The organism is Obesumbacterium proteus (assembly GCF_001586165.1).
Classification (GTDB): domain Bacteria; phylum Pseudomonadota; class Gammaproteobacteria; order Enterobacterales; family Enterobacteriaceae; genus Hafnia; species Hafnia protea.
In genome coordinates this window covers 2,554,138-2,574,633 of the sequence record NZ_CP014608.1, presented here as the reverse complement: position 1 = coordinate 2,574,633, position 20,496 = coordinate 2,554,138, and the positions used below count along the sequence as shown (strand labels likewise).

Annotated in this window: 17 protein-coding genes, 4 tRNA genes and 2 other RNA genes; all 23 read right to left on the bottom strand. The window is 49.4% G+C overall.

Annotated elements, in window-relative coordinates:
* Positions 1–8: 8 nt before the first annotated feature.
* The 23 genes from ygjG to sucA all read right to left on the bottom strand — a co-directional run bounded on the left by ygjG (position 9) and on the right by sucA (position 20,218).
* Positions 9–1,409 (bottom strand): putrescine aminotransferase, encoded by a 1,401-nt coding sequence (gene ygjG / locus DSM2777_RS12250; protein ID WP_061554085.1) that lies wholly within the window; start codon positions 1,407–1,409, stop codon positions 9–11.
* Between the two features lie 368 nt (positions 1,410–1,777).
* Positions 1,778–2,845 carry a quinolinate synthase NadA gene (gene nadA / locus DSM2777_RS12245; RefSeq protein ID WP_061554084.1) on the bottom strand — a complete coding sequence of 356 codons (1,068 nt, stop codon included), beginning with the start codon at positions 2,843–2,845 and terminating at the stop codon, positions 1,778–1,780.
* Positions 2,846–3,117: 272 nt separating this feature from the next.
* Positions 3,118–3,242: non-coding RNA, RtT sRNA (locus DSM2777_RS12240), on the bottom strand.
* Positions 3,243–3,286: 44 nt separating this feature from the next.
* Positions 3,287–3,362 (bottom strand) — tRNA-Lys (locus DSM2777_RS12235).
* Positions 3,363–3,390: 28 nt separating this feature from the next.
* Positions 3,391–3,466 (bottom strand) — tRNA-Lys (locus DSM2777_RS12230).
* Positions 3,467–3,522: 56 nt separating this feature from the next.
* A tRNA-Lys gene (locus DSM2777_RS12225) sits at positions 3,523–3,598 on the bottom strand.
* Between the two features lie 45 nt (positions 3,599–3,643).
* Positions 3,644–3,765: non-coding RNA, RtT sRNA (locus DSM2777_RS12220), on the bottom strand.
* A gap of 13 nt (positions 3,766–3,778) precedes the next feature.
* Positions 3,779–3,854: transfer RNA gene (locus DSM2777_RS12215), tRNA-Lys, on the bottom strand.
* Positions 3,855–4,034: 180 nt separating this feature from the next.
* Positions 4,035–4,838 (bottom strand): cell division protein CpoB, encoded by an 804-nt coding sequence (gene cpoB, locus DSM2777_RS12210; protein WP_046457346.1) that lies wholly within the window; start codon positions 4,836–4,838, stop codon positions 4,035–4,037.
* Positions 4,839–4,860: 22 nt separating this feature from the next.
* On the bottom strand, positions 4,861–5,376 hold the full coding sequence (gene pal, locus DSM2777_RS12205) for a peptidoglycan-associated lipoprotein Pal (RefSeq protein WP_025800719.1): 516 nt from the start codon (positions 5,374–5,376) through the stop codon (positions 4,861–4,863).
* 48 nt (positions 5,377–5,424) lie between these two features.
* Positions 5,425–6,717, bottom strand: a complete 1,293-nt coding sequence (gene tolB, locus DSM2777_RS12200; RefSeq protein ID WP_025800718.1) for a Tol-Pal system beta propeller repeat protein TolB — start codon at positions 6,715–6,717, stop codon at positions 5,425–5,427.
* A gap of 182 nt (positions 6,718–6,899) precedes the next feature.
* A complete protein-coding gene (gene tolA / locus DSM2777_RS12195; protein ID WP_025800717.1) occupies positions 6,900–8,138 on the bottom strand; it encodes a cell envelope integrity protein TolA in 1,239 nt (412 codons plus the stop codon).
* Between the two features lie 171 nt (positions 8,139–8,309).
* Positions 8,310–8,732 (bottom strand): colicin uptake protein TolR, encoded by a 423-nt coding sequence (gene tolR / locus DSM2777_RS12190; RefSeq protein WP_004096609.1) that lies wholly within the window; start codon positions 8,730–8,732, stop codon positions 8,310–8,312.
* 13 nt (positions 8,733–8,745) lie between these two features.
* On the bottom strand, positions 8,746–9,420 hold the full coding sequence (gene tolQ / locus DSM2777_RS12185; RefSeq protein ID WP_202209954.1) for a Tol-Pal system protein TolQ: 675 nt from the start codon (positions 9,418–9,420) through the stop codon (positions 8,746–8,748).
* Between the two features lie 5 nt (positions 9,421–9,425).
* Entirely contained in the window at positions 9,426–9,830 is a 405-nt protein-coding gene (ybgC, locus tag DSM2777_RS12180) for a tol-pal system-associated acyl-CoA thioesterase (RefSeq protein WP_122974894.1), read from the bottom strand.
* A 146-nt stretch (positions 9,831–9,976) separates the two neighbouring features.
* Positions 9,977–10,270 (bottom strand): cyd operon protein YbgE, encoded by a 294-nt coding sequence (gene ybgE / locus DSM2777_RS12175; RefSeq protein ID WP_025800715.1) that lies wholly within the window; start codon positions 10,268–10,270, stop codon positions 9,977–9,979.
* Entirely contained in the window at positions 10,270–10,383 is a 114-nt protein-coding gene (gene cydX, locus DSM2777_RS12170) for a cytochrome bd-I oxidase subunit CydX (protein WP_020303871.1), read from the bottom strand. Before cydX ends, ybgE begins: the two co-directional genes overlap by 1 nt.
* Before the next feature lie 12 nt (positions 10,384–10,395).
* Positions 10,396–11,535 (bottom strand): cytochrome d ubiquinol oxidase subunit II, encoded by a 1,140-nt coding sequence (gene cydB / locus DSM2777_RS12165; RefSeq protein WP_061554083.1) that lies wholly within the window; start codon positions 11,533–11,535, stop codon positions 10,396–10,398.
* Between the two features lie 14 nt (positions 11,536–11,549).
* Positions 11,550–13,112 carry a cytochrome ubiquinol oxidase subunit I gene (gene cydA / locus DSM2777_RS12160; RefSeq protein WP_046457347.1) on the bottom strand — a complete coding sequence of 521 codons (1,563 nt, stop codon included), beginning with the start codon at positions 13,110–13,112 and terminating at the stop codon, positions 11,550–11,552.
* A gap of 857 nt (positions 13,113–13,969) precedes the next feature.
* Positions 13,970–14,839, bottom strand: coding sequence for a succinate--CoA ligase subunit alpha (gene sucD / locus DSM2777_RS12155; protein ID WP_040045727.1), 870 nt, complete (start codon positions 14,837–14,839; stop codon positions 13,970–13,972).
* On the bottom strand, positions 14,839–16,005 hold the full coding sequence (gene sucC, locus DSM2777_RS12150; RefSeq protein WP_025800711.1) for an ADP-forming succinate--CoA ligase subunit beta: 1,167 nt from the start codon (positions 16,003–16,005) through the stop codon (positions 14,839–14,841). The genes sucD and sucC overlap by 1 nt, the downstream gene beginning before the upstream one ends.
* Before the next feature lie 130 nt (positions 16,006–16,135).
* A complete protein-coding gene (gene odhB, locus DSM2777_RS12145) occupies positions 16,136–17,350 on the bottom strand; it encodes a 2-oxoglutarate dehydrogenase complex dihydrolipoyllysine-residue succinyltransferase (protein ID WP_025800710.1) in 1,215 nt (404 codons plus the stop codon).
* 60 nt (positions 17,351–17,410) lie between these two features.
* Positions 17,411–20,218, bottom strand: coding sequence for a 2-oxoglutarate dehydrogenase E1 component (sucA, locus tag DSM2777_RS12140; protein ID WP_025800709.1), 2,808 nt, complete (start codon positions 20,216–20,218; stop codon positions 17,411–17,413).
* Positions 20,219–20,496 lie beyond the last annotated feature (278 nt).

The following is a 20,496-nucleotide window of genomic DNA, read 5'->3' as shown; positions in this document are numbered from 1 at the left end:
CATCCCTATCAGGCCACGCTCATCGTTGGCTGCTGGGTGGGACTCAATGCACGCATCGCTTTTAACGCCTCTTCAGCGCGAGTCAGCACTTGCTTACATTGTTCTGCCGTAATGGTGAGCGGCGGTTCTATACGAATAGACTTAGAGTTATTCAGCGTTCCCGCAACCAGCACGTTGCGCTGGAACATCTCGCGAGAAAACGCATAGCCCACTTCGCTTTTGATAAACTCAATCGCCTGCATAAGCCCCTGTCCACGCACTTCCATCATAAACTCAGGATACTGCGTTGCTAAACGACGGAACCCATCCATTAACTGCTGACCACGTTCAGTTGCTTTTGCAGGAAGATCTTCCGTTAACAGCACATTGAATGTCGCCAGCGCTGCCGCACAGGACAACGGGTTACCACCGAAAGTCGTAGTGTGCAGGAACGGGTTATCGAACAGAACAGAGAAGACTTTTTCGTTCGCAACCGTTGCACCAATAGGCATCACACCGCCGCCAAGGGCTTTTGCGAGACACAGAATGTCAGGAGTGACATTTTCATGCTCACAGGCAAACATCTTGCCAGTACGGCCCATACCGGTTTGCACTTCGTCGAATATCAGTAATGCGCCATATTCGTCACAAAGCGCTCTTACCGCCGGTAAGTAACCTTTCGGTGGCAAGATAACCCCGCCTTCACCTTGGATAGGCTCAAGCAGAACAGCGGCAACATCGTCACCGGTCTTCTTGCACTCATGCAACTGAGTGCGCAGTGCTTCAATATCCCCAAAAGGAACATGATGGAAGCCGGGTAACAAAGGCATAAACGGACGGCGGAAAATAGACTTCGCAGTTGCGGACAGCGCGCCTAACGACTTACCGTGGAACGCACCGGTCGCAGCGACAAAAGTATATTTATCGTGTGGCGATTGATACGCTTTGGCTAGCTTCAGCGCGGCCTCAACGGATTCGGTTCCGCTATTGCAGAAGAACGTATATTTGAGATCGCCCGGCGTAATCGCTGCCAAGGTTTTCGCCAACATAGAACGTAATGGATCAAGGAGTTCTTGGCTGTGCAGCGGCTGTTTCGCCAACTGACTTTCTACGGCGGATATGACTTTTGGATTACGGTGCCCTACATTAAAAATACCGAATCCACCCAAGCAATCGATATACTCGTTCCCCTGAGTGTCGACAAGCGTATTAAGACCGCTCGCTTGCCATTCTACGGCTCCGTAATCCCCGCCTGCCGTGACTGATTTCCGATATTCCAAGAAACCAGGATTGACGTACTCCCTGAAGTTGCTCAGGACTTCTTTGTTTAAAGCCACCATTTCATCATGCGTTAGCGACTTTTTTTCAATCCAGTTCAATGCCTGCTGAGTACACTCTAGCGGGTTAAGTACCACGTTTGTTCGAGACAAAATGTGCTCCTGAATTCGTCGACATCACATGACGTCAGTTTAAATATTGCACAAATTGCACCAAATGCAGGCCGCTAACGCATTTCGAAAGAAAATAGTTATTTAATAGAACCAACAGAATTAACGCTGTTTAAGAAAATGAATACTGGCAGAAAAAATCGACACGCTAAATAGTCTAACGGCATGAAATTGCCAATCGGAGTGTGTGCTCACCATCACAGTGCAAGCATGAACTATAGCAGCGCATTTTCGGTTTTGCTCTTTTTTGGAAAGCGTGTAAATAAAAATTCATAAAAAAGGCCTGAGACACGGTGCTCAGGCCATAGTTAATACTCACATCTTGTTGTAGCCGTTAGGGACAAAATCGCTTAGGCATTACCTTTCACTTTGAGCTTGAGATCGCTTGCGAACTGCAGCATACGATCTAACGGCATCAGAGCGCGCTCACGCAACGCAGCATCAACATTGATTTCGTGCATGCTTCCACCCTGTTCCAATCCCGTAGCAATGGCCTGAAGGCCATTCATCGCCATCCATGGGCAGTGGGCACACGTTCGGCAGGTTGCGCCTTCGCCTGCCGTTGGCGCTTCTAACAAAATTTTATCTGGGCACGCCTGCTGCATTTTATAAAAAATGCCGCGGTCAGTCGCCACGATCATCTGCGGGTTAAGCAGACGCTGAGCAGCTTGAATCAGTTGGCTGGTTGAACCGACGGCGTCTGCCATATCAACGATGCTCTGAGGCGATTCAGGATGAACAAGAATGGCTGCATCAGGATAAAGCAGCTTCATTTGCTCTAATGCCTGAGTTTTAAACTCATCATGAACAATGCAGGCCCCTTGCCAACACAGGACATCCGCGCCGGTTTGACGCTGAACATAGCGCCCTAAATGGCGATCGGGAGCCCAGATGATTTTTTCACCCAAGCTATCGAGATGCTCGATAAGCTCGACTGCAATACTGGATGTGACAACCCAATCTGCCCTCGCTTTCACTGCGGCCGACGTGTTGGCATAGACCACCACGGTTCTATCCGGATGCGCGTCGCAGAATGCACTAAACTCATCAACGGGACAGCCAAGATCGAGCGAGCACTCGGCCTGAAGCGTAGGCATCAATACCTGCTTTTCAGGGCTGAGGATCTTTGCCGTCTCCCCCATAAAGCGAACACCGGCGACAAGCAAAGTCGTTGCTGGATGATCACGGCCAAAGCGCGCCATCTCTAATGAATCAGATACGCAGCCACCCGTTTCTTCTGCTAACGCCTGAATTTCAGGGTCAGTGTAGTAGTGTGCAACTAGAACCGCATTACGTTGCTTAAGCAGCGTTTTGATTTTCTCGCGGTAGAAGCGTTTTTCATCTGGAACCAGCGGTGTTGGCTTGGGTGGAAAAGGGTATACCGCAGCATTTGGGTCAAACATCGCGCTATAGCTCATCTTGGGTGGGTTGATTGTTTGGCGAGTATACAACAAATGATTAACACAGGTGAGCACTAATTAGACTTTTTGTTTTGTATACTAAACAGAGTTAGCTGAGACAGGCCAAATTCAGGCAAAAAATAATAGGTTAACGTGAGATTGTTTAGTATCGGTGAGAAGTGACACGAAAATGATGTTCGCTCGAGGAAACTCGGCTACGTATATCGTCTGCTGGTTTGATTTGGTTTGCTTTGGTTTGGTTTGCAGAAATTGCGAAATACTAAAAGAAATGGTGGGTCGTGCGGGATGACTCGGCTGCGCCTCGCCCTTCGGGTCGTCGCAAGCGACGCTCAAAACACTAACGTGTTTTGTCGAACCTGAACACAGGTTCTTACCCACACGACAAGCGAACTCTGTATGTATCTAGATTATTTGAAACAATGGAGGTACTAAAAGAAATGGTGGGTCGTGCGGGATTCGAACCTGCGACCAATTGATTAAAAGTCAACTGCTCTACCAACTGAGCTAACGACCCGCTGTAGCGGAGTGTAACTCTCTTCGAATGGTGGGTCGTGCGGGATTCGAACCTGCGACCAATTGATTAAAAGTCAACTGCTCTACCAACTGAGCTAACGACCCATTCGAGAGTGCTACTTCAGTAGAAAACCATTTGATGCTCAAACATAATAAATAAATGGTGGGTCGTGCGGGATTCGAACCTGCGACCAATTGATTAAAAGTCAACTGCTCTACCAACTGAGCTAACGACCCATTTATTTATCTGGCTTACTACCTTAAAACTAAATCATTTTGAAATGGTGGGTCGTGCGGGATGACTCGGCTTTCGCCTCGCCCTTCGGGCCGTTGCTGCGCAACGTTGTCTCGCTTTCGCTCGACTCGAACCTTTACGGTTCTCACCCACACGTCTTACCTATTTCTACTATTTTTGAATGGTGGGTCGTGCGGGATTCGAACCTGCGACCAATTGATTAAAAGTCAACTGCTCTACCAACTGAGCTAACGACCCATTTCAAAAATTGTTGCCTGAATCACTCTGTTTCAGTTTGTCTGGGCAACGGCGGCATATATTACCCATTTATCAGGACAGCGCAACCAAAAATTTTAATAATCAGTTCAATTGATTGCACTTCGTACATTCAGGCCCATAAATTAAACAAATCGTCTACTTCTGAGCCTGAAAATACGCTTATGATGCAGCAATACGTTTTTGAGCCTGCTTCGCAGCATCACTCGTTGGGTACTGCTTAATGACCTGCTGATAGACGGCTTTGGCTTTATCAGCCTGACCTTTCTCTTGCATGATCACCCCAACCTTGTACATCGCGTCAGGCGCTTTCGGGGATTTAGGGTAATTTTTAACAACTACGGCAAAATAATACGCCGAGTCGTCTTTTTTACCTTTGTTATAAAACAACTGCCCCAGCCAATAATTTGCATTTGGCTGATAGGTCGAATCTGGATATTGCTTAACAAAGCTTTGGAAGGCCGTAATCGCCTGATCGTTCTGCTTTTTCACCAACACCAAATCTACCGCACGATTGTAATCCGTGTTGGCATCACCACTGCTGGCTGGCGCTGTATCCGCCGCAGGGGTTGTCGTTGCAGCTGCTGCTGCGCTAGAAGCATCAGAGCCCGTCGAGGCTGAAGCGGCCGAATCTGCGGCTGCGGCACCTGTATTGGCACTACCTTGGCTATCTAACTGTAAGAGGATCTGTTTTTGACGCTCAACAACCTGATTCAGCTGATACTGACTTTCTTGAATTTGACCACGAAGAGAATCAATGTCGCGCTGGTTATCGGAGAGTTGCTGCTGGAGCTGAGAAAATAGTTGACCCTGAGCATTGGTAATACGCTCAAGTGAAGTGACTCGGTCTTCTACCGAGCCGGAGCCGACGCTACTGATTGGGGCTTGGGCAATAGCGGCCCAAGGGGCCGCTATTCCAACCAGTAACGACAGACTCAACAAGTGAAGTCTGAAGTTACTGCTCATGCGATACTCGTCTTACTAACTATTAGTAAACCAGTACGGCACGACGGTTTTTAGCATAGGCTGCTTCGTCGTGGCCCAGTACTGCTGGTTTTTCTTTACCGTAAGAAACGATAGAGATCTGATCAGCGCCTACGCCTTTACCTTGCAGGTACATCTTAACTGCGTTAGCACGACGTTCGCCCAGGGCGATGTTGTACTCAGGAGTACCGCGCTCATCCGCATGACCTTCTACAGTCACTTTGTAAGATGGGTTGTTACGCAGGAAAGCAGCATGCGCATCCAGCATCTGAGCGTAGTCAGAGCTCACATCGTACTTGTCCAGACCGAAGTAAACGATGTTGTTTTTCTGGAGTTCTTGCATCTGCAGACGAGCCTGTTCTTCAGAAGACAGGTTGCTGCTGCCGTTTTCCATACCGTTACCAGCGCCAGCACCCATTGCTGATTGATCGTCGTTCGCATTTTTATGTGAACTACAAGCAGCTACAGCCATGATAGGCAGTGCCAACATCAGCCCCTTCAGAACTTTGTTCAGTTGCATCTCTTTGATCCTTTTATAATTTGCTATACATATCTTTTTATACATGCATCACAGATACGGCGACCAGGCAGGGAATTTCACCTGACCATCGGTTGCCGGAAGACGCGCTTTGAAACGCCCGTCGGTCGAGACTAGCTGCAACACGGAACCCAGTCCTTGAGTAGAACTATAGATAACCATGGTACCATTTGGCGCGATACTCGGCGTTTCGTCTAGGAACGTGCTGGTCAAAACTTGATTCGCATTCGATCCGAGATCCAGTTTAGTGATGTGCTGTGAACCGCCGCTTGTGCCAACCATGACAAGGAACTTGCCGTCAGAACTTACGTCGCCATCCTGATTCTGAGAACCTTCCCAGGTCAGACGTTCAGGCGCACCACCATTAATATTCACTTTATAAATCTGTGGACGTCCACCTTGGTCAGATGTAAATGCCAAAGTTTGACTATCCGGGAACCATGAAGGCTCCGTATTGTTGCTACGGCCATCAGTCACCTGACGAATTGAGCCAGAGCCCAAATCCATAACATACAGGTTCAAGCTGCCTGTTTTAGACAACGCGAACGCCAACTTGCTGCCATCTGGAGAGAACGATGGAGCACCGTTGTGGCGTGGGAATGACGCTACCTGACGGATTGCACCGTTAGACAGGGTCTGAATCACCAGCGCTGATTTACCGCTTTCGAAAGTTACGTAAGCCAGTTTGCTACCGTCTGGCGACCACGCCGGAGACATCAATGGCTGCGGCGAACGGTGAACAACAAACTGATTATAGCCATCGTAGTCAGCAACGCGCAGTTCATAAGGGAACTGGCCGCCGTTAGTCTGCACAACGTAGGCAATACGAGTACGGAATGCGCCTTTAATACCGGTCAGCTTTTCAAAGACTTCATCGCTGCTGGTATGTGCCGCATAGCGTAGCCACTGCTTGGTCACTTTGTACTGATTCTGGGACAGAACGCTACCAGGGTTACCAGAGGTATCAACCATCTGATAAGAAACCATATAGCCACCATCTGCGCTTGGCTGAACCTGCCCCACCACGACCGCATCAATACCCAATGCCGTCCACGCTGCCGGAGTCACTTCAGCAACCGTAGTTGGCTGTTGTGGCATACGGTTGGTATCAATCGGGTTGAATTTACCGCTGTTGCGTAAGTCAGCCGCGACAATTCCACCGATATCTTCAGGAGCAGAACCCGGTCCCATCCATTTGAAAGGCACTACACCAATCGGACGAGCGGTATCCACACCCTGAGTAATCACTATTCGGACTTCCGCGTGGAGCACACTGGCCCACAGGATTAATAGCCCCATCGCTACACGAAACGCCTGCTTCATCATATCTCCCTTATCTGACCCCGATGGCCACGATAATTTAGCAGAATTTTAACAAACCAACGCACACAAAACTACATATTGCCCAGTGTAACCATCATATAATTCCGAAACTTTACGTTCACTATATGTTGCTTTACTTTGGCTTTATCTAATGCACTGTTATTCAAACAAAATTAGTCAAATCAATTCGGTTTAAAATCAACGGGCGCATTTTTAAATATCTGGTAAATGGCGTCACTTGGCGGCTTAGGATATTTCGCCATTCTCGCTGCTGCAACCGCCGCCTGACAAAGCGCAGGATCGCCACCTTCAGAAGTCACGCTTAACAGCATGCCATCCGACGCGAGCTTAATACGCAGGTTACATACTTTGCCGCTAAAGCTCGGATCTGTATGGAACTTACTTTCAATCGCCGCTTGAATCTGTCCAGCGTAGTTACTGATATCTGCGCCAGAAGCTCCACTCGTTTTGCTATTACCTTTTCCTGCCGCGCCAGCTTTGCCAGAAGTCCCCGCAGCACCTGCGGCTCCCCCACCCTTCGGCGCGTTTTTGCCATCAGCAAGGCCATCAAACAGGTCGTCAACACCTTCTGCGGCTTTCGCAGCGGCGGCAGCATCGGCCTTTTTCTTGGCATCTGCGGCTTTTTTCGCAGCGGCTGCAGCTTTAGCTTCAGTATCTGCTTTCGCTTTAGCATCCGCGGCAGCTTGTTTTTTCGCTTCAGCTGCGGCTTCTTTCTTAGCGTCTTCAGCCGCCTTCTTCGCCTCATCAGCAGCCTGTTTTTTGGCTTCTTCAGCGGCTTTCTTAGCATCAGCTGCAGCTTGTTTTTTTGCTTCAGCTTCGGCCTGTTTCTTCGCCTCTGCTGCCGCTTTCTTAACTTCTTCTTCCGCTTGTTTCTTCGCGGCAGCGGCTGCAACCGCCGCCTCTTTGGCAACTTCCTGTTTCGCTTTAGCCGCTGCTAAAGCAGCCTCTTTCTTAGCTTCTTCTGCTGCCTTTTTCACTTCTTCCGCAGCCTGCTTTTTAGCTTCTTCAGCCGCCTGTTTGGCGTCTTCTGCAGCTTGTTTAGCATCTTCCTGCGCCTGAATTCTCTCTTTTTCCAGCTCTTTTAGACGCTGCTGTTCCTCAGCCTGTTTTTGTTGTAGTTCTTCAGCCTGCTTTTCGGCTTGTTTTTTACGCTGCTGTTCTGCACGACGCGCATCACTTTGCTGCTGTTGCTGGCGATCATTATACTGTTGAACCATTGCACCGGAATCAACCATGACCGCGTCAATGGCAGAACCGCCGCCACCGCCGCCGCCAGCACTTATCGTTGAATCCTGCATCATTGAGCCCCAGACTAATAACGCTATCAGGACAATATGCAAAATGATTGAAACGATGACAGAGCGATTTAGCTTATCGTTTTTCTCAGATGCCTTTACCACGATTCAGTTTCCAAGAGCCAGTATCCCGGAGCCGGTTTCCAAAAGCTCAGTTAAACAAATTAAGTGCCAAATATCCTCTGCGCAAAATGCAACACGCAGCCTATAAACAGGCTGCATGCTAGCGCTTTAGTACAGGAATTCCAACACGGATTTCATGCTTTTTTACAGCAATCAGATCGGCTGCGTCATTAACCCTACAGAGGCTACGCCTGCCTGATGCAAAAGATTCAGCGCCTTAATGATTTCGTCATAAGGTACATCTTTAGCACCACCGATCAAAAATACGGTTTTTGGATTAGCTTTAAGCTGAGATTGCGCTTCCGCAACAACCTGCTCCGCTGGCAGCTGTTCCATACGATTATGATCAACCACAACCGCATATTGGCCGATGCCAGACACTTCAACGATAACCGGTGGATTGTCGTTAGTGCTTACCGTTTTTGAATCCGTTGCGTCGGGTAAATCAACCTCTACGCTCTGGGTGATAATTGGCGCTGTCGCCATAAAAATCAGTACCAGAACTAATAACACGTCCAGTAACGGAACGATGTTAATTTCAGATTTGAGCTCGCGACGGCCACTTGATCTCGCCATGCTAACCTCCTACTTATTTAGATTCGGTAGCAAAAGCCTGACGGTGCAGAATGGCAATGAACTCTTCCATAAAATTGGTGTAATTCTGTTCAAGCTTATTCACACGCTGATTCAGACGGTTGTAGGCCATAACCGCTGGAATTGCAGCAAACAGACCGATCGCCGTTGCGATCAATGCTTCTGCAATACCTGGAGCAACCATTTGCAGGGTTGCCTGTTTAACAGCACCCAAACCGATAAAGGCATGCATAATCCCCCAAACGGTACCGAACAGGCCGATATACGGGCTGATTGAACCGACGGTACCCAAGAATGGGATATGCGTTTCCAAACCTTCAACTTCGCGATTTAATGAAATGCGCATCGCACGCGTTGCGCCTTCAATCACGCCATCCGCAGCGTGGCTGTTTACACGGTGTAAACGCGCAAACTCTTTAAAACCAGAATGGAAGATTTGCTCTGAGCCAGTCAGGCTATCACGGCGAGTTTGGCTTTCCTGATACAGACGAGATAACTCAATTCCCGACCAGAATTTATCTTCGAAGGCTTCAGCATCACGCGTGGCCGCATTCAAGATGCGAGTACGCTGAATGATGATGGCCCAAGAGGCGATAGAGAAGCACACCAAAACCAGCATGATAAGCTTTACCAGCAGGCTCGCCTTCAAAAATAAATCGAACATGTTCATGTCAGTCACTGCTTAAACTCCGCGACAATAGACTTGGGAAGCGCAATAGGCTTCATTTGGTTTTGATCGATGCATGCAACCAACACATCAGCTTGGCTTAAAATTTTGCCTTGCGAATTGATGATACGTTGGGCAAACGTGAGAGAAGCCCCTCGTATGGCGGTAATCTCAGTCTCTACCTCCAGCATGTCATCCAGACGTGCAGGTGACAGATACTCTACCGTCATGCGACGGACAGCAAAAGCGACATGCTCACTCAGCAATTGTTGCTGACTGAAATTATGTTGGCGCAGCATCTCTGTGCGCGCTCTTTCATAAAAAGCGACGTATCGTGCGTGATAAACCACGCCCCCGGCGTCCGTGTCTTCGTAATATACACGTACCGGCCATCGGAACATCATAATGCTCACTCTACATCTCAGAAATGCAAATTAACGCGGTTACTATACTCACTTGAAAACGGGTTGGGAATGGGGGAGGTAGATGAGAACGAAAATAATTATGGATCAATCATGGACCCATAATTATTTTGAAGAATTACTAACCGTTCTTGACGTTAACTGAAGAAGTGTAACAAACCGGCCAGTAGAATAATCACGGCAGGCAATGGAGAAAACACGGCTTTCCACAGACTGCGGTAAGGACGAAAACCTACGCCATGTATCACACCAGCGCAAACCGCCCACATAATTAATAGCCCTTGCCAAATCTCAAGCTCACTGGTCTTGGCGGCAAAACGCGATGGGTCCCAAAAAACACAAAACGCCACCACTAATGCCAGAACCAATGAAAGGGCCCGTAACGGGCCCTTGTCCATGATCTGATAGAGCTTATCAGATAAGTTAGCCATTACTCGGCGTCTTTCGCCGTTGCCTTGGCTTCGCTGTTTTCAATCGCCATCGCAGTGATGATAGCGAAGAAACAAGCCAGAAGCGTTCCTAAAATCCAGGCAAAATACCACATGGTTATCGCTCCTTAATAAAGTGAGTGCGTGTTTTCTTCGATATATTTTTTGTCCAAGCGGCCGAACATTTTGTAGTAACACCAGATGGTGTACAGCAGCACAATTGGAACAAAAATAATCGCAACCACGGTCATCACTTGCAGAGTCAGCAAGCTAGACGTCGCATCCCACATGGTCAGACTCATGCTTGGGTTGGTGATAGAAGGCATCACGAACGGGAACATAGTCACACCGGCGGTCAGGATCACACAGGCAATGGTCAGAGAGGAGAACAGGAACGCCCAGCCCCCCTTCTCAACGCGTGAGCACAACGTTGTCAGCAACGGCAGTACCACACCCAGCGCAGGCAGAGCCCACAGGATTGGATACTTGTTGAAGTTCAACAGCCATGCACCGGCCTGATGAGCCACTTCTTTACGCAGCGGGTTAGACTGTGCCGTAGTATCGATAGCCGAAGTAATCACATAACCATCGATGCCTTTCACCAGCCAAACGCCTGCCAGCAAGAACGCTACCGCCATCACCAGAGAACAAATCTGCGCCGCAGTACGAGAGCGCAAGTGCACTTCGCCCGAGGTTTTCATTTGCAAATAAGTTGCGCCCTGAGCCAGCAACATCGTCAAGCTAACCACACCTGCCAACAGACCAAACGGATTCAGCAGTTGGAAGAAGTTGCCTGTGTAGTAAAGACGCAGGTATTCATCAATATGGAACGGAACGCCCAACAGCAGGTTACCGAATGCCACGCCGAAAACTAATGCAGGCACGAGGCTACCAATAAAGATGCCCCAGTCCCACATGTTACGCCAGCGAGTGCTCTCGATCTTAGAGCGGTAATCAAAGCCAACCGGACGGAAGAACAATGACGCCAGCACTAAAATCATAGCAACGTAGAAGCCGGAGAATGCAGCCGCGTAAACCATTGGCCATGCAGCAAACAGCGCACCACCCGCGGTCACCAGCCAAACTTGGTTACCTTCCCAGTGAGGGGCAACCGCGTTAATCATAATACGGCGTTCGGTATCGGTCTTACCGATGATACGGGAGAGCACACCTACCCCCATATCAAAACCATCGGTGACTGCGAATCCAATCAGCAGCACACCAACGAGCAGCCACCAGACAAATCGCAATACTTCATAATCAAACATAGCGTGGACTCCTGTTAGCGCGCTTCTACTGCATTCGTCTGTTCAAAATGATAACGACCGCTCTTCAGGCTGCTTGGCCCCAGGCGAGCAAATTTGAACATCAAATACATTTCTGCGACTAAGAACAGCGTGTACAGACCGCAGATCAGAATAATGGAGAACAGCAGATCGCCCGTTGTCAGAGAAGAGTTCGCCACCGCGGTCGGCAATACTTCACCGATAGCCCATGGTTGACGGCCGTACTCAGCAACGAACCAGCCCGCTTCACAGGCAATCCAAGGTAAAGGAATACCCAGCAATGCCGCACGGTGCAACCAGCGTTTTTTACCCACGTTACCGCGGACAACGCTCCAGAAGGACAGCGCAATGATCAGCAACAGCGCAAAGCCACATGCCACCATGATGCGGAAGGCAAAGTACAACGGAGCAACTTTAGGAATAGAGTCTTTAGTTGCGGCCTGAATCTGCTCTTCGCTCGCCTGAGATGGGTTCTCGGTATAACGCTTCAGCAGCATACCGTAGCCCAAGTCCTGCTTGGTTTTGTTGAAGGCATCACGCACGGTAGGATCGGTGTTACCGGTCCGCAGTTCCTGCAGCAACTCGTAAGCTTTCATACCATTACGGATACGAACCTGATGCTGAGCCATCAGCTCTTTCAGGCCAGTCACCTGCTGATCAAGCGAACGCGTCGCGATCAGACCCAGTGCGTAAGGAATATGAATCGCATATTCGTTGGTCATGGTTTCCTGATTAGGGATACCAAACAGAGTAAACGATGCTGGGGCCGGTTGGGTTTCCCACTCTGCTTCAATCGCTGCCAGTTTGGTTTTCTGTACGTCACCCATCTCGTAACCGGATTCATCACCCAGAACGATAACAGACAGAGACGCTGCCAGACCAAATGCCGCGGCGATAGCAAATGAACGCTTAGCAAAGGCGAAATCACGGCCTTTCAGCAAGTAGTAGGAGCTGATGCCCAGAACGAACATGGCGCCGGTAACATAGCCCGCAGAAACGGTGTGAACGAATTTCACCTGAGCAACTGGGTTTAATACCAGCTCAGAGAAGCTCACCATTTCCATACGCATGGTTTCAAAGTTGAAATCCGATGCAATTGGGTTCTGCATCCAACCGTTAGCGACCAGAATCCACAGTGCAGACAGGTTGGAACCTAACGCAACTAACCAAGTGGCCGCTAAGTGCTGTACTTTGCCCAGACGATCCCAGCCAAAGAAGAACAGACCAACAAAGGTAGATTCAAGGAAGAACGCCATCAACCCTTCAATGGCCAGCGGCGCACCAAAGATGTCTCCAACGTAATGGGAATAGTATGACCAGTTAGTCCCGAACTGGAATTCCATGGTTAAACCCGTGGCAACCCCAAGCGCAAAGTTGATACCAAACAACTTGCCCCAGAACTTAGTCATATCTTTATAAACTTGCTTGCCCGTAAGAACGTATACCGTTTCCATGATGGCCAACAAGAACGCCATACCCAGCGTTAGTGGCACAAACAGGAAGTGGTACATCGCCGTTAAGGCAAACTGTAACCGTGACAGTTCGACAATATCCAACATCTTGACTCCTTGCTCCTCGCAGGAAGACTCCGACTTGCGGCAACACGGCTCCCGTTCGAGTACGGAAGTCACATAACTACCAGCAGTGAATGCCCTTCAACAACAAATTGGAACCTCCCCCAATTCTCGGCAGCCTACGCTTTCCAAATCTTAGCAACGGATGTTGAGGTAAAAACCTCTCCATCAGCATAGTTCAGAAAACGTTTGAAACGAAAAACCGAAGGAAGATAACAAATATAACAATAAAAACGACTCAGTATTACAGACGAGTAAATAGTACCCCGCCATTCCCACACAATAAATAGGTATTTTCATGTTAGGAATTAGATTTGTGTATTTAGGTCACGTTTTAGGCAAATGATTATAATTACCTAAAATTGATCTGCGACAAGATTAGCAAAACACACTGTTTAAGGCACTATTTCTGGCATTTTTTTATAGGAATTTCATTGATCTATGTTAAGTAAAAGTATCATAAACGTATCCATGGTTACTTATTGTTAATTTATTGTTATTTATTCGATGCGCTGTTTCTTTTGCGTGATTTTTTATTTTCATTGCATACCATTTTCAATAACAGAGTAATAAAGCAACGTGACAAATCGTCAGTAAGCAAAGCGGAAACGTTACGTAAACAGGTGAGAAGTTAATGATGGAAGAAGTGATAAACAGGAGTTGATGTAGCATAAAATATCGCCACTTTCACTGTGTGGTAAATAATGACCGAGCTCATTTCGCCACGATAAGAGATATCGTTGTTCTGGGTATAAAAAAGGGCCACCGAAGTGACCCAACATGTCGAAACTTTTCTGTTTCTTTCAATAAAACAGCGTTCAAACCTGATGTTTGAACAAGACTTAACGCAATACTGTTTTCACTGCGTTGCCAATTTCGGCCAAGCTGCGAACGGTTTTCACCCCAGCCGCTTCCAACGCTGCAAATTTTTCGTCCGCAGTGCCTTTCCCACCGGCAATAATGGCACCAGCGTGGCCCATACGTTTACCTTTAGGCGCAGTAACACCCGCGATGTAGCCCACAACTGGCTTAGTCACATGCTCTTTAATGTATGCAGCAGCGTCTTCTTCAGCGTTACCGCCGATTTCACCAATCATCACAATCACTTCAGTCTGCGGATCTTCCTGGAACAGTTTCAGGATATCGATGAAGTTAGAGCCTGGGATTGGATCGCCGCCGATACCGACACAGCTAGACTGGCCAAAACCGATATCTGTCGTTTGCTTAACGGCTTCATAGGTCAAGGTGCCAGAACGAGACACGATACCCACTTTACCCGGCAGATGGATGTGACCAGGCATGATACCGATCTTACATTCACCCGGAGTGATAACGCCTGGGCAGTTTGGACCGATCATGCGTGCTTCGCTCTGCTCCAGCTTCGCTTTCACCACCAGCATATCCAGCGTCGGGATGCCTTCAGTGATACAGATGATCAGCTTAATGCCTGCATCAATCGCTTCCAGAATAGAGTCTTTGCAGAAAGGCGCAGGAACATAGATAACCGACGCCGTTGCACCTGTCGTTTCAACCGCTTCACGCACGGTATTAAATACCGGCAGGCCCAGATGCTCGGTGCCGCCTTTACCTGGCGTAACACCGCCAACTAATTTGGTACCGTAGGCTAAAGCCTGTTCAGAATGGAAGGTGCCCTGACTGCCGGTAAAACCTTGGCAGATCACTTTGGTATCTTTATTAATTAAAATGGACATTATTTCCCCTCCACGGCAGCAACAACCTGCTGCGCAGCATCCGTTAAGCTTTTCGCTGCAATAATATTCAGACCGCTGTCAGCCAGTTTTTTCGCACCCAGCTCAGCGTTGTTACCTTCTAAACGCACCACAACCGGTACGTTAACGCCCACTTCAGCCACAGCACCGATAATCCCATCGGCGATCAGGTCACAGCGCACAATGCCGCCGAAGATATTGACCAGAACCGCTTTCACTTTCTCATCGGAGAGAATAATTTTGAACGCTTCGGTCACGCGCTCTTTCGTTGCACCGCCGCCAACGTCTAAGAAGTTAGCCGGTTCGCCGCCGTGCAATTTAACGATGTCCATGGTACCCATCGCCAAGCCCGCACCGTTAACCATGCAACCGATGTTGCCGTCTAGCGCAACGTAGTTCAGTTCCCACTGTGCAGCCTGAGACTCACGCGCATCTTCCTGAGAAGGATCGCGCATTTCACGCAGCTCAGCCTGACGGAACAGCGCATTGCCGTCAGCGCTCAGTTTGCCGTCTAAACAGATCAGATCGCCCTGCTTGGTGATAACCAGCGGGTTAATCTCAACCAAAGCCAGATCGCGCTCAAGGAACAGCGTTGCCAAGCCCATAAAGATTTTGGTGAATTGACCGACTTGTTTGCCCGTCAAACCCAGTTTAAATGCCAGCTCGCGGCCTTGATAAGGCTGTGGACCCGTTAATGGATCCAGTGCAGTTTTATGGATCAAGTGTGGCGTTTCATCAGCCACTTTCTCAATTTCCACGCCGCCTTCGGTGGATGCCATGAACACCACGCGACGCGTGCCACGGTCGACAACCGCGCCCAGATACAGCTCTTTATCAATGTCCGTTGCGCCTTCCACCAGAATCTGGTGAACCGGCTGACCCAGCGCATCTGTCTGGTAAGTGACTAAACGCTTACCTAACCAGTTCTCAGCAAAAGCACGGATCTCTTCTTTAGATTTAACCAGCTTAACGCCGCCCGCTTTACCGCGGCCACCAGCGTGAACCTGACATTTCACCACCCACGGGCCGGAACCGATTTTGGATGCTGCTTCTTCTGCTTCGCGAGGTGTGGTGCAGGCATAACCGACCGGTGCCGGTAGACCATACCGAGCAAACAGTTGTTTGGCCTGATATTCGTGTAGATTCATGATGTTCTATCCATTTAATTATATTTGTGGATATGACCCGCTGTTAGCGAATCAGTGCATAGCGTCTTTACTTCAGTAGGGGTTCTCCATCCCCCGCACACCTGAAAGGAGCACGGGGAGGAGACTTGGCTTATACGTCCAGCAGCAGACGAGCCGGATCTTCCAGCATCTCTTTCACCGTAACCAAGAAGCCTACGGATTCGCGTCCATCGATCAGGCGATGATCGTAAGACAGAGCCAGATACATCATTGGCAGGATCACAACCTGACCATTCACCGCCATCGGACGATCTTTGATAGCGTGCATGCCCAGAATCGCGCTCTGCGGTGGGTTGATGATCGGAGTAGACATCAGAGAGCCGAATACGCCGCCGTTGGTAATAGTGAAGTTACCACCGGTCAGTTCTTCAACTTTCAGTTTGCCATCACGACCTTTCACCGCGAGTTCTTTAATATTTTTCTCAATGTCAGCCATACCCAACGTATCAACGTTGCGCAGCACCGGCGTTACCAAGCCACGCGGCGTGGATACGGCAATGCTGACGTCGAAGTAGTTGTGATAAACCACATCTTCGCCATCAATAGAGGCGTTCACTTCTGGGTAACGCTTCAGCGCTTCCAACACCGCTTTGATGTAGAACGACATAAAGCCCAGACGCACACCGTGGCGTTTCTCAAACGCTTCGCCGTACTGCTTACGCATGTCCATGATTGGCTTCATGTTGACTTCGTTAAAGGTCGTCAACATCGCAGTGCTGTTTTTCGCTTCCAGCAAACGCTCAGCCACACGCTTACGCAGGCGAGTCATCGGAACGCGTTTTTCAGTACGAGCGCCTAACGGAGCCGCAGCTGGTGCTTCTGGCTCAGCCGCTTTGGCTGCTTTTGGTGCTGAAGCTAAATGTTTGTCAACGTCTTCACGGGTCAGACGGCCACCCACACCGGTGCCTTTGATGTCAGCGGCATTCAGAGAATGCTCGGCTAACAGGCGGCGAATGGCTGGGCCTTGTGCATCGCTGCTACCGTCTTCCAGATCCGCCGTATGGCGTGAAGCCGGTGTTGATTCAGACGATTGCGCTTTGTCAGTGGTCGGTTTGCCGGATACATCAGCCGGGCGCAAACGGCCCAGCAGCTGGCGAGAAAGTACGGTTGCACCCTCTTCTTCCAGAATGGCATCCATAATGCCGGCTTCCGGCGCTGGCACTTCCAGAACAACTTTGTCGGTTTCAATTTCAACGATCACTTCATCGCGGGCAACGGTATCGCCCGGTTTTTTGTGCCACGTTGCAACCGTAGCGTCGGCAACGGATTCAGGTAGGTCAGGGACCAGAATTTCTACGCTACTCATGCTATATCCTTTTTTATAACCAATTTTTTTGCAGAACTGGGCGCTTATGCGCCCAGACTCTTATTCCACGTTCAGCGCGTCGTTAACCAGATCTTGCTGCTGTTTCTGGTGAACCGACATATAACCCACAGCCGGCGAAGCCGATGCCGCACGCCCCGCATAACGCAACGATGCTCCAAAAGGAATCACTTCACGGAAGTTATGCTGGCTACAGTACCAAGCACCTTGGTTCAGTGGTTCTTCCTGGCACCAGACAAAATCGTGTACGTGGGCATAAGGGGCAAATGCATCCTGAATCGCCTGGTGAGGGAATGGATACAGCTGTTCGATACGCACAATCGCCACGTCTTTCTGTTCGTTTTTGCGACGTTGTTCCAACAGGTCGTAGTAAACCTTGCCGGAACACATCACCACACGCTTAACGTCTTTTGGATCGATTTCATCAATCTCGCCAATCACCGGCTGGAAGCTGCCGTTTGCCAGTTCTTCCAAAGAAGATACTGCTAACGGATGGCGCAGCAAGGATTTAGGCGACATCACAATCAGAGGGCGACGCATTCCTCGCAGCGCCTGACGACGTAGCATGTGATAAACCTGAGCCGGCGTAGACGGAATACAAACCTGCATATTCTGGTCAGCGCACAGCTGCAGATAGCGTTCTAAACGCGCAGAGGAGTGCTCAGGGCCTTGGCCTTCATAGCCATGTGGCAACAGCATCACTAAACCACACAGACGACCCCACTTCTGCTCGCCAGAGCTGATGAACTGGTCAATCACCACCTGCGCACCGTTGGCAAAGTCACCAAACTGCGCTTCCCAGATGGTCAGCGTGCGAGGTTCTGCGGTGGCATAACCATATTCAAAGGCTAAAACAGCGGCCTCAGACAGCACGGAGTCCCAAACTTTGAAATCACCTTGGCCGTTATGCACGTTTTCTAGCGGAATATAAACGGAGCCATCTTTCTGATTATGAATCACTGAATGGCGGTGGAAGAACGTACCACGCCCGCAGTCTTCGCCAGAAATACGTACTGGAACACCTTCATCCACTAAGGTGGCATAAGCCAAGTTTTCAGCTGCGCCCCAGTCAAACAGTTTGTTACCTTCAGCCATCTCGGCACGGTCGCCATAAATTTTGGCCACACGCGACTGCATTTCAACCGATTCTGGTGCACGGCTGATACGACGAGCCAAATCCTGCAAGCGTTTCAGCTCAACGGTGCTTGGATAAACTTCATCCCACTCATGGTTCAGATAAGGAGACCATGTGAAGGTATGCATGTTCATCGGACGCCACTCGTCCACCACACACTCGCCGCGATCCAACGCGTCACGATACAGGTTAACCATTTCCGTGGCATCTTCGAGAGAGGCAACGCTCTGCTCGGTCAGCTTATCTGCGTAAATTTTACGCGGGGTCGGATGTTTTTTGATTTTCTGATACATAACCGGCTGGGTTGCACTTGGCTCATCAGCTTCGTTATGACCATGGCGGCGGTAGCACACCAGATCGATCATCACATCACGTTTAAAGGTGTTACGGAAATCGAGGGCCAAACGCGTTACAAAGGCAACGGCTTCAGGATCATCCGCGTTAACGTGGAAGATTGGTGCCTGAACCATTTTCGCGATGTCAGTACAGTACTGAGTTGAACGCGCATCTTTCGGATTAGAGGTGGTAAACCCGATTTGGTTGTTGATAACGATGCGAACGGTACCGCCCACTTCGTAACCACGCGCCTGAGACATGTTCAGCGTTTCCTGCACAATGCCTTGGCCTGCGATTGCCGCATCACCGTGAATGGTGATTGGCAGAACCATATTGCTACGCGCTTCATCCAGACGATCGCGACGGGCACGTACCGACCCCATGACCACAGGACTCACAATTTCCAGATGCGATGGGTTAAACGCCAACGCCAGATGCACCAGACCGCCTTCGGTTTCAACGTCAGACGAGAAGCCCATATGGTACTTAACGTCACCGGCACCGAGGTGTTCTTTATGTTTACCGGCAAATTCGTCGAACAGATCCTGCGGTTTTTTACCCAGCACGTTAATCAGCACGTTCAGACGGCCACGGTGCGCCATCCCGAGAACGGCTTCACGCGTGCCGTTCTTACCGGCATGACGGATCAGCTCTTTGAGCATAGGCACCAACGCGTCGCCGCCTTCCAGTGAGAAGCGTTTCGCGCCAGGGAATTTTGCTCCCAGATAGCGCTCCAGCCCTTCCGCTGCGGTTAACTCACGCAGGAAACGCTGTTTTTCTTCTTGAGTAAAGGAAGGCTGACCGACAACAGATTCCAAACGTTGCTGAATCCAACGTTTTTCTTCCGTGTTGGTGATGTGCATATATTCTGCACCGATGGAACCACAATAAGTCTGCTTAAGCGCCTGATACAGATCGGACAGCTTCATTGTCTCTTTGCCGATGGCAAAAGAACCAACGTTGAACGTCTGATCAAAATCTTCTTCGGTCAGGTTGTGGTAGGACGGTTCCAGATCGGGCACCGCATCCTGCTTCCACAAACCTAATGGATCCAGATTGGCTTGCTGATGACCGCGGAAACGGAAGGCGTTGATCATCTGCAACACCTTGACCTGCTTAGCATCCGTATCAGGGTCGTTTAGAGAGAGATTAAACCGGGACGGGTCTTTCGCCAGACGGCGGAAGTAGTCTCGTGTTTGAGAGTGGAATTGTTCCGATTTCAGGCCGATCGTCGGCAACTGTTGGAAAATTTCCTTCCAGCTCAGATCCACCGAGTCAGGATCGGTGAGATAGTCTTCATAGAGCTGCTCTATGTAGGACTGGTTTGCGCCCGCCAGATAGGAGGAATCCAGCCAGGCCTTCATTGCGCCGTTCTGCATCATGATCCCTTAAGCTGTTTTCAGCTTTAGTTTTCGCCGTGATAAACATCATGCTTTTAACAAATGCTCGCATCCAACCGAGTGTTATTAAAAACATTTATCGTAATTACATACATCGCAATTACTTTACCGTAACTATCTTATAGTAATTGCACCTATCGTCAGATGACTCTATGTGCTTTTTGTGACGAAGATACATCACCTGTTGCAAAAATGTGTCTTGCGTCTTAGTACTACCTATTGCAACCCCTCTCATCCTCCCTTTTCAAGGAGGGAGA